The sequence below is a fragment of the Aeromonas sp. ZOR0002 genome, assembly GCF_963866995.1.
Classification (GTDB): Bacteria; Pseudomonadota; Gammaproteobacteria; order Enterobacterales; family Aeromonadaceae; genus Aeromonas; species Aeromonas caviae.
In genome coordinates this window covers 1-7,791 of record NZ_CAWMFQ010000389.1, presented here as the reverse complement: position 1 = coordinate 7,791, position 7,791 = coordinate 1, and the positions used below count along the sequence as shown (strand labels likewise).

Genomic DNA, 7,791 nt, shown 5'->3' with positions numbered 1-7,791 from the left:
CCCGCCCCTTGACCCTGCTTGAAGGGCTTGGCTTCCAGTTCCTCAATCCCAAGGCGTGGATGATGGGGATCTCGGCCATCAGTCTGTTCAGCCTGCCGGGGAGCGACTACTGGCCGAGCATGTGGGGCATCATGAGTGTCTTCCCCATGGCGGGGTTCCCGGTCTGCTTCGCCTGGGTGATGTTTGGCCATCAGCTGAGCCGCTGGATCAACTCGGACAAGGGGTGGCGTCGTCTCAACGGCAGCCTGGGTGCCTTGACCGCCCTGTGCGTGGTGATGCTCTGGTATTAACAGCACCTTGATTATTCATGCAAAGAAAATGCATTGCTGACCTTGTCGTCAGGGCGTCGGCTCTGCATATTAGGAGGCTTGCCGTATCTGAACGAGGTTGAGATGGATCTGAACTGGTTGCTCCCCCTGGCGGGCTTTGCCCTTATCACCTGTGGCACGCCGGGCCCCAACAACATGCTGCTCACCAGTGCCGGGGCCGCCCAGGGGTTTCGCCGCTCCGTGCCTCTGCTGGTGGGGGTGGTGGGGGGCATCAACCTGATGATCCTGGCCACGGCCCTGGGGCTCGGGGTGGTGTTCGAGCGTCTGCCCCTGCTGCACGACGGCCTCAAGCTGGTGGGGTCGGCCTACCTGCTCTGGCTGGCCTGGAAGGTGGCCAACGCCAGTGGCCCGGCGGAGGGGAACCGGCCGCTCATCCCGGCCCATCAGGGGGCCATGCTGCAACTGCTCAACCCCAAAGCCTGGATGATGGCGCTCTCCGCCATCAGCGGCTTCACCCTGGCGGGGGAGGCTTACTGGCCGTCCGCGGGCTGGGTGCTCGGCATTTTCTTCGTAACCGGCCTCTATACCGGTGCTTTCTGGGTGCTGTTCGGTGCCCAGGTGCGCCGCCTCATCCGCACCGCCACCGGCTGGCGTCGTTTCAATCTGGGCATGGGGCTCGCCACGGCGGCCTGCGTGCTGATGATCTGGGTTTAGGTCTCGGCCTGAGCCTTTACCGGCTGTCTTGTTGGCCCTTCGGGGCCTTTTTTATTGCTGGTGCGGTGCGATCAAACGCGCCCCCTGAGGGATTGCGGCATTGGTTTGCACCATCGGGTGACATAAGGAGATCCCATGAAATGTATCGGTCTGCTGGGTGGCATGAGCTGGGAGTCCACCGTCAGCTATTACCAGGCCCTCAACCGGGGAGTACGCGAGCGGCTCGGCGGTCTGCACTCGGCGCGGGTGCTGCTGAGCAGCGTGGATTTTGCCGGGATAGAGCGGTTGCAGCACGCCGGTGACTGGCCCGCCACCGCCCGTCTGCTGGCGGCCGAGGCCAGGGCCATTCAGGCCGGTGGCGCCGATTTCCTGCTGATCGGGACCAACACCATGCACAAGGTGGCGCCGGAGATCGAGGCCGCCATCGACATTCCCCTGCTCCACATCGCCGATGCCACGGCCCATCGCCTCCAGGCCGACGGGGTGACCCGGGTGGGTTTGCTCGGCACCCGCTTCACCATGGAGCAGGATTTCTACAAGGGGCGGCTCCAGGAGCGCTTCGGGCTGGAGGTGCTGGTGCCTGATGACGTTGCACGGGAGCGGGTGCACCGCATCATCTATGACGAGCTCTGCCTCGGCGACATTCGCGAGTCGTCTCAGGCCGAGTATCTGGCCATCATCGCCGATCTGGCACAGGCCGGTGCCCAGGCGGTGATCCTGGGTTGCACCGAAATCGCCCTGCTGGTGGGGGCGTGCCAGGCCGCCGTGCCCCTCTATGACACCACCGCCATCCACGCCGAAGCCGCGGTGGCGCTGGCCCTTGCCTGATGTGGTGCGGGCGGGGTGAGGGGGCGCCCCTCTCACCCCGCCTGTTTTTTCCTCCTTTCATAACTGTGAGTCAGCCTTCATTTCAGCAGGGCTGAAGCCGTTTTTATTGTCAATCGGCTCACATTTCCTCCGTTTGTCTCTTGAGTCCGGGGCGTCAGACGCCTAGTTTTCGATCACTGAAACGATTCAGCTTTCACAAAAACAAGAGACACGAGGATAAATCCATGTTGAAGAAACTCTCCATTGCCGTGCTGCTCGCCCTGGGCGCCACCGCGGGTCACGCCGCCGAATTTCTGCTGACCGACTCCCAGCAAGGGCTGGATGTGGGGGACTGGAAGATCACCAGCGAGAAGCTCGGCATCAAGAGTCCGGTTCCCTTCACCATCGAGAAGAAACGCCTGCACGGCGGCCGCCAGGAAGGGGTGGATCTGCTCATCGTCGACAACGGCGTCATGAAGATCACCCTGGTGCCGACCCGCGGCATGGGGATCAAGGAGGTCAAGGCGGCGGATCTGCGCCTAGGCTGGGATTCACCGGTCAAGGAGGTGGTCAACCCCGCCTTCATCGATCTCGAGAGCCGTGGCGGCCTCGGCTGGCTCGACGGCTTCAACGAGATGCTGGTGCGCTGCGGCTACGAGTGGACGGGTCATCCCGGGGTGGATGACGACGGCCGCCTCAAGAGCCTCCATGGCCGGGTGCAGAACATTCCCGCCTCCGTGGTCAGCGTGACCGTGGACGAAGAGCCGCCCTACGCCATCCACGTGCTGGGCCGGGTGGACGAGCGCACCTTCAAGATGAGCGAACTGGTCACCTGGACCCAGCTGAGCGTGGTGCCCGGTCAGGCGGAGTTTGCCCTGCAGGACAAGCTGACCAACCACGCGGATTACGAGAACGAGTACCAGATCATCTATCACGGCAACTTCGGGGCCCCCATTCTGGAGGAGGGAGCCAGGGTGAGCACGCCGGTGAAGCAGATCTCCCCGTTCAATGACTACGCCAAGGCCGGACTCAAGGGTTGGCAAACCTATCTAGGGCCCACCAAGGGCTTCGACGAGATGGTGTTCAACCTGGTGCCCTACAGCGACGCCGACGGCAATACCCTGGCAGTGCTGAACAACCGGGCCGGCAACGCCGGAGTGGCGGTGGGCTACAACACCCGACAGCTGCCGGTGCTGACTCTGTGGAAGAACACCGACACCCGGGCCCAGGGCTATGTGACCGGCATCGAACCCGGTACCAGCTATGCCTACAGCACCAAGTACCAGCGCCCGCTCGGGCTGGTCCCCAAGATCCAGCCGGGGGAGACCAAGACCTTCGATCTGACCTATCGCCTGCTGCAAAATGCCGACGAGGTGAAGCAGGCCCTGGCCCGGGTGGAGAAGATCCAGGGCGGTCGGGCCACCGAGCTGCGCGAGCAACCCCTGGTCAAGCTGCCATAAGGGAGAGACGCCCAGCAAAAAGCCGCTCCATGAGCGGCTTTTTCATATCAGGCCCGTCGATCAGACGTGGCTGTACATGGCTTCTATCTCGCGCTGGTACTTGGCCTCGATGATCTTGCGGCGCAGCTTCATGGTGGGGGTGATCTCCCCGAGCTCCATGGAGAAGGCGCTCGGCAGCAGGGTGAACTTCTTCACCTGCTCGAACTTGGCCAGCTCTTTTTGCAGATCGGCGATGCGGGCTTCGAAGAACTCCATTACCCGGGAGTGGCGCAGCAGCTCGGTCTTGCACTGGTACTGCAGGTTGATGGAGCGGGCATACTCCTCGAGGGACTCGAAGCAGGGCACGATGAGTGCCGACACGAAGTGGCGGGCATCGGCGACGATGGCAATCTGCTCGATGAAGCGATCCTTGCCGAGGGTCCCCTCGACCAGTTGCGGCGCCACGTACTTGCCGTTGGAGGTCTTCATCAGCTCCTTCAAGCGCTCGGTGAAGTAGATGTTGCCCTCGCCATCCAGCTCGCCTGCATCGCCGGTGCGCAGGAAGCCATCCTCGGTCATCACCTCGGCGGTGGCCTCTGGTTTGTTGTAGTAGCCACGCATCACGGTGGGGGCGCGCACCAGCAGTTCATTGTTCTCGCCGAGTTTCACCTCGATGCCGTTTAGCGCCGTGCCGATGGAGCCCAGCCTGAACTGGGTGTCTTCATAGCAGCAGACGGTGGCGGTGGTCTCGGTCATGCCGTAGCCGTACTTGAGGTTGAGCCCCATGGCCTGGAAGAAGAGATTCACCTCGTCCGCGAGACGGGCGCCCGCCACCGGCAGGAAGCGGGGGCGACCGCCGAAACGGGCGCGCAGCTTGCGAAACACCAGGCGCTCGGCAAGCCAGAGCTGGCCATAGAGCGGGGGAGAGGCGGACTTGCCCGCCTGACGGGTGGCGACCATCTGCTTGCCCACCCGGGTGGCCCAGCCGAACAGGGCGCGGCGCAGGCGCGGCGCCTGGGCGACCTTGGCCTGGATCATGGCGTAGGCCTTCTCGTAGAGGCGGGGCACGGCGCACATCACGGTGGGCTTCACCTCGCCGATGACATCCATCACCTTCTGCGGGTCGCGAATGTAGACGTTCTCGGCGCCGCAATAGAGCACGTAGTAGTTCCAGGTGCGCTCGAACACATGACTCAGCGGCAGCATGCAGAGGGAGACATCCTGCTCGCTGAGGTCGAGGCGAGCGTCATGCATCTCGAAGCAGGCGGCCATGTTGGCGAAATCGAGCATGACCCCCTTGGGTTCGCCCGTGGTGCCCGAGGTGTAGATGAGGGTCAGCAGGTCGTCCATGCGGTAGTGGCGCTCGCGCTCGCGCAGCACCAGCTCGCTGGGTTGGTGGTTGCCGGAGACGAGGAAGGTCTGGAAGTGGCTGGCCGAGGCGCAGCCGCGCAGATCGACGGTGCCGTCCAGGGCGACGATGTGGCTTATCTCGCCGCTGTCGATGAGGTGCAGCGCCTGATCGAACTGGGGCTGCTCCCCCACGAACAGCATCCTGATGCCGGCATCCTTGACGATATAGCGCAGCTGATCGAGGGTGCTGGTGGGGTAGATGGGCACGCTGACGCCGCGGGCGGCCAGGATGCCGAGGTCGGCCTGGGTCCACTCGGGCATGTTGCGGGCATAGATGCCGACCATCTCGCCGGACTGGTGGCCCGCCCGGATCAGGCCCTGGGCGCAATAATCCATGGCCTGACCCAGGGTTCGCCAGCCGATGGCGCGCCACTGGCCATCCTGCTGGACGCGCAGGGCGGCCTTGTTGCCAAGGCGGGCAATACGCTCACGCATCACTCTAACCAGATGAAACTGCGACATCTCACGCATCCTCAAGTAACAGTTGTGCACCCGCAGGGGCACCAAAATCGGGGCTGGAGTTTAAACTCTAACATTACAGCTTACAAGTGTGCGCCATTTGTCCTGGATCACAAAGTCGTCAACCAGATGAGAGTGAGGCATGATAGGGGGCAGGGATCGGATTCATTCAGGGAGTTGCACCATGAATATCGGGATCAAGAGCCTGTTCACCGGCGTGTTGCTGCTGTTGGCGGGGGCAGGCGCCCTCTGGTATCTGCTGGGGGGCGCGGGGGAGCAGGATAATCCCTGGCTGAGCGGCGCCGAGGGCTATGAGCAGGCGCAGCGGCTGGCGCTGAGGGAAGGATACCCCTTGCTCTACGTGATCGAGCGCGCCAAGTGCCGACGCTGCAAGGCGCTGAATACCAGGCTGTGGCGTGCCCCCGAGATGCAATCCGCCCTGGCGGGGCTGGTGAAGGTGCGACTCAACCCGGATGCGGGGGATGGCAGCGAGCACATTCTGCGCCGCTTCCCCCAGGTTGCGACGGCCCCTGGCATCTATGTCCAGCGACCGGGTGAGCCGCTTCGCCCCATCAAGATCGCGGTGGATATCGAACAGATCTGGATGCCCGGTGTCACCTATGGTCGCGGCTTCTTCATGCCCCTCTCGGGAGCCGCCTTCGAGGCCGTGCTGAGGGTGACCCTGAGCCTGGAAGACCCCTCCATCGACAACGCGCCCCTGCCCTGAGGGGGGAAGCGAAGCGGGGGAGTCTGGGAGGTCAGAGGGGGGCGTCCGCTGACGGCGGTCTGCTGCGGGTTGTCAGCCGAAGTCGAACAGACGGGACATCAGCACGGCATCCTCCCTCTCCTGCCCGGTGCCATAGTAGTCGGCGCGGCGGCAATACTCGGCAAACCCCTCGCTCTCGTAGAGGTTGATGGCGGTGCGGTTGCCAGCCCTGACCTCCAGGAACCAGGCCTCGGCCTTGCCGGCCTTGCTGCGGGCCAGGTACTCCCTGAGCAGCGCCCGCCCCAGCCCCTTGCCCTGAAAGTCGGGGTGTACGCAGATGTTCATCAGGGAGCTGTCTCCCGCCACCAGATCCGAGATGTAGAAACCGGCCGGTCGTCCGTCCACCAGCATCAGGCCGTTGAGATAGCGCGGCCCGAAGCAGGAGAGCAGGTTGGCCTGGCTCCAGGGCTCCTGGTGGGCGGCCTGCTCGATGGGGTAGATGGCTTCGAAGTCCGATTCGAGCAGGGGGCGAAAGTGGGGCAAGAGGTCAGACATGGTCACTCCGGACGGGATTCAGGCTTGCGATGGACACCATGGCCGTGCCATGGTCGTGAGCATCAAGGGGTGTGGCGCTGTCGGCACTGCTGCCAGAGGACGCGCTTGTGCGCCCCATCGGGCTTGAGCGGGCAGACCAGGGCATCGGGCCAGCGAGGGTCCGGCGCCGTCAGCCAGAGCAGGGGCGAAGTGGCCCCTGCTGGCAGGGAAGGCATCTCGGACAGCAGGGAGACCTCGTCCGTGCCAAGGCCGAGCCAGCGGCAGATGTCCCCGAGCAGGGAGGGCGCGGGCAGCGTCTCGGCCAGCAGCCAGAGCTTGCCGGTCGGCAGAGGGGCAGTCTCCTGCGGGGCCAGCACCTCGTCGGCGGGCGTGTTTGCCGGCTGCGCGGCGCCATCGGGGCTGGTGCCTCCCGCCAGGAGTCGGCCTCTTTGTTGCCAGAGGGGGATGCCCATGCGGGCCAGGATGCGCTGGCGCAGCGGGTCCAGCAGAGGATCTTGCATGGCGAAGGCTCACTCTTGATCTGCGTTGGGGTAAATAATGATGCGCAGAGTACACTCTCGCGGGATTTGCTGCACCCCGGACGTGCGCTTTTCGCCCTGTGGCGATGGCAAACGAGCGCCTCCCCGGGGGCAGAGATGACAGACAATGAGAGTGGGGCGGGGCCAGAGGCCGGACCCCGTCACCACGGATGACCTATCAGCTTCGGAACTGTGCCTATGCCGCCTTTAGCCCAGAATACTGTTCGTGCCACCCCCATTCATGAGCGCCTGCCACGGCTCCTTTCCGCCCTTGGCGAGGGACTGTATGAGCGCCAGGATGCCCTGCGGCTCGGCCTGCTGGCGGCCCTGAGTGGCGAGAGCGTCTTTCTGCTGGGCCCCCCGGGCATCGCCAAGAGCCTGATCGCGCGGCGCCTCAAGCTGGCGTTTCAGGATGCCCGCCATTTCGAATACCTGATGACCCGTTTCAGTACGCCGGAGGAGGTGTTCGGCCCCCTCTCTATCCAGGCGCTCAAGGAGGATGGCAAGTACCTGCGGTTGACCAGCGGCTACCTGCCGGAGGCCGAAGTGGTCTTCCTCGACGAGATCTGGAAGGCGGGCCCCGCCATCCTCAACACCCTGCTCACCGCCATCAACGAGCGGCAGTTTCGCAACGGCGACAGCCAGCACCCCATTCCCATGCGGCTGCTGGTCACCGCCTCGAACGAGCTGCCTGCCCCGGACAGCGGGCTGGAGGCGCTCTACGACCGCATGCTGGTGCGGGTCTGGATGGACAGGGTGCAGGAGAAATCCAACTTCCAGGCCATGCTGGCGAGCGATGGCCAATCCCATCAGAACCTGACCCCGGCGGTGCAGATTCGGGGGGAAGAGTACGACGCCTGGCAGGATGCCATCGAGCAGGTACGCCTGCCGGACGCCTGTTTCGAACTCATCTA

Annotated in this window: 9 protein-coding genes; 6 read left to right on the top strand and 3 right to left on the bottom strand. The window is 64.2% G+C overall.

All coding sequences use genetic code 11. From position 1 onward, the window contains the following. From AACR77_RS21620 to AACR77_RS21605, 4 genes are all read left to right on the top strand, one after another. Positions 1 to 290: lysine transporter LysE (locus tag AACR77_RS21620; RefSeq protein ID WP_042883371.1), on the top strand; the 290-nt coding region annotated here is incomplete at its 5' end. Between the two features lie 102 nt (positions 291 to 392). Next, positions 393 to 983, top strand: coding sequence for a LysE family translocator (locus AACR77_RS21615; protein WP_010672906.1), 591 nt, complete (start codon positions 393 to 395; stop codon positions 981 to 983). Between the two features lie 135 nt (positions 984 to 1,118). Further along, positions 1,119 to 1,811, top strand: coding sequence for an aspartate/glutamate racemase family protein (locus AACR77_RS21610; protein ID WP_042883369.1), 693 nt, complete (start codon positions 1,119 to 1,121; stop codon positions 1,809 to 1,811). Positions 1,812 to 2,035: 224 nt separating this feature from the next. Next, entirely contained in the window at positions 2,036 to 3,250 is a 1,215-nt protein-coding gene (locus AACR77_RS21605) for an aldose 1-epimerase family protein (protein WP_042883367.1), read from the top strand. Positions 3,251 to 3,310: 60 nt separating this feature from the next. On the opposite strand, the gene AACR77_RS21600 is transcribed toward AACR77_RS21605, so the two are convergent. Continuing rightward, positions 3,311 to 5,101 carry an AMP-dependent synthetase/ligase gene (locus AACR77_RS21600; RefSeq protein WP_042883364.1) on the bottom strand — a complete coding sequence of 597 codons (1,791 nt, stop codon included), beginning with the start codon at positions 5,099 to 5,101 and terminating at the stop codon, positions 3,311 to 3,313. A 181-nt stretch (positions 5,102 to 5,282) separates the two neighbouring features. On the opposite strand from AACR77_RS21600, the gene AACR77_RS21595 reads away from it, so the two are divergent. Further along, positions 5,283 to 5,825, top strand: a complete 543-nt coding sequence (locus AACR77_RS21595) for a hypothetical protein (RefSeq protein ID WP_042016521.1) — start codon at positions 5,283 to 5,285, stop codon at positions 5,823 to 5,825. Positions 5,826 to 5,897: 72 nt separating this feature from the next. Here AACR77_RS21595 and rimI read toward each other — a convergent pair whose 3' ends face one another. Both rimI and AACR77_RS21585 read right to left on the bottom strand, forming a co-directional pair. Then, a complete protein-coding gene (gene rimI, locus AACR77_RS21590) occupies positions 5,898 to 6,347 on the bottom strand; it encodes a ribosomal protein S18-alanine N-acetyltransferase (RefSeq protein WP_029313700.1) in 450 nt (149 codons plus the stop codon). 74 nt (positions 6,348 to 6,421) lie between these two features. Beyond that, positions 6,422 to 6,859: a hypothetical protein gene (locus AACR77_RS21585; RefSeq protein WP_081999502.1), complete on the bottom strand. Its 438-nt coding sequence runs from the start codon at positions 6,857 to 6,859 to the stop codon at positions 6,422 to 6,424. A 216-nt stretch (positions 6,860 to 7,075) separates the two neighbouring features. On the opposite strand from AACR77_RS21585, the gene AACR77_RS21580 reads away from it, so the two are divergent. After that, a partial coding sequence (locus AACR77_RS21580; RefSeq protein WP_042883361.1) for an AAA family ATPase occupies positions 7,076 to 7,791 on the top strand: 716 nt, incomplete at its 3' end.

Coding starts and splice junctions, on each gene's coding strand:
- AACR77_RS21615 (WP_010672906.1), top strand. CDS start 393: ATGGATCTGAACTGGTTGCTCCCCCTGGCGGGCTTTGCCCTTATCACC.
- AACR77_RS21610 (WP_042883369.1), top strand. CDS start 1,119: ATGAAATGTATCGGTCTGCTGGGTGGCATGAGCTGGGAGTCCACCGTC.
- AACR77_RS21605 (WP_042883367.1), top strand. CDS start 2,036: ATGTTGAAGAAACTCTCCATTGCCGTGCTGCTCGCCCTGGGCGCCACC.
- AACR77_RS21600 (WP_042883364.1), bottom strand. CDS start 5,101: ATGTCGCAGTTTCATCTGGTTAGAGTGATGCGTGAGCGTATTGCCCGC.
- AACR77_RS21595 (WP_042016521.1), top strand. CDS start 5,283: ATGAATATCGGGATCAAGAGCCTGTTCACCGGCGTGTTGCTGCTGTTG.
- AACR77_RS21585 (WP_081999502.1), bottom strand. CDS start 6,859: ATGCAAGATCCTCTGCTGGACCCGCTGCGCCAGCGCATCCTGGCCCGC.